The organism is Xenorhabdus sp. PR6a (genome assembly GCF_028599065.1).
In the GTDB taxonomy this organism is placed as follows: Bacteria; Pseudomonadota; Gammaproteobacteria; order Enterobacterales; family Enterobacteriaceae; genus Xenorhabdus; species Xenorhabdus doucetiae.
Genome location: NZ_JAQRFJ010000157.1, coordinates 1 through 1,346, shown reverse-complemented (window position 1 = coordinate 1,346; position 1,346 = coordinate 1). Strand labels below are relative to the sequence as shown.

The window sequence follows — 1,346 nt, the reverse complement described above, 5'->3', positions numbered from 1 at the left end:
GCACCCTTAATGAATTTAAGCTGCCTGTTTTTCTCGCTCAGGATTCAGGGCCACTGTGCCTACCCATTGCCAGTTTCTTGTGCTGCGCGACCAGCGTTCCGGACGTGTGAGCTTAGCTTGGCGATAAACGGCATCCCGCTGTTTTAAAATCATTTTGTCTTCACCCCTGTGCCGCTGGCCCGGTGTCACATAATTTATCCCACTATGACGGTGTACTTCGTTATACCAGCCGGTAAAGTTATCCCCCCAGATACGCGCTTGGGTCAGATCACTGAACCCTTCTTCCGGCCACGCCGGCACATATTTCAGCGTCCGGAACAACGATTCCGCATAGGCATTGTCATTGCTGACCCGTGGGCGGCTGTGTGAGGGAGTAATAGCCAGTTCCTGAAGTTTGATCTGCAGGGTTTGAGATTTCATCGCCGCCCCATTGTCAGCATGTAATACCAGGGGGTTATGCCCGCATTTTTCCTTCCAGACCGTGCGCTGAACCAGTTCCGCCGCGAGCTCCCCCTTCTCGGCTTCATGGACTTCATAACCCACGATTTTCCGGCTGAAAATATCGAGTATCATATACAGATAAAACCAGCGGCCTTTGACTGTTGACGGGAGCCACGTAATATCCCATGCCCAAAGCTGATTGGGGGCGGTGGCTGTCCATGTGGTCGGTTTGCCTCTTTTGTGTGCCGTCCGCTTCCGCCCTCGGTGATGAACCTCACCATGGCGTCGTAATACCCGGTAAAAGGTGGATTCACTCGCCAGATAGACACCGTTATCGGCCAATCGTGGCACGATTTGGGAAGGGGGCAGGCTGGCATATTCCGGCTGGTGACACACGGCCAATATCTGTTGCTCTTCTTCTGGGGTTAATCGGTTTGCCGACTTGGGCCGGACAGCCAACGGCCGTCGGTCTTCCGGGCTCTTTTGCCAGCGCCGCCAGGTGCGCAGGCTCAACGGGATCTCTTTAAGCGCGACCGTCAACCGGGCACCCGCCCCGGCCGCCTTGCTCACCGCATCCCTAATCACCTGACGATCCTCCGTACAGGTCAGTCTTCCTCGTTGTCCATCCCGAAGTGTGCCTGCAACGTCTTTCGCAAAACCAGTATCGCTGCCGCCTCCGCCAGCGCTTTCTCCTTACGGGCCAGTTCACGTTTCAGTTGTTTGTTTTCTTTCTGGCTCCGTTTTAATGCCGCCTTATCGTCACGGGCAGGCACTTGTAAGAACGCCTGTTTCCATTGCTGAATTTGCTCGGGATAGAGCCCTTTTTTACGGCAATACTCGGCTACTTCGGTGGAGCTGAGCGTGGCCGTTTCAATAATGACCGCCAGCCGGGCTTCTGCGGGCCA

Annotated in this window: 2 protein-coding genes; both read right to left on the bottom strand. The window is 55.2% G+C overall.

All coding sequences use genetic code 11. The annotated features are described in order from the left end of the window. Positions 1 to 15: 15 nt before the first annotated feature. Positions 16 to 1,026, bottom strand: a complete 1,011-nt coding sequence (locus tag PSI15_RS17995; protein WP_273584708.1) for an IS3 family transposase — start codon at positions 1,024 to 1,026, stop codon at positions 16 to 18. A gap of 20 nt (positions 1,027 to 1,046) precedes the next feature. Continuing rightward, positions 1,047 to 1,346: transposase (locus PSI15_RS17990; protein WP_273584707.1), on the bottom strand; the 300-nt coding region annotated here is incomplete at its 5' end.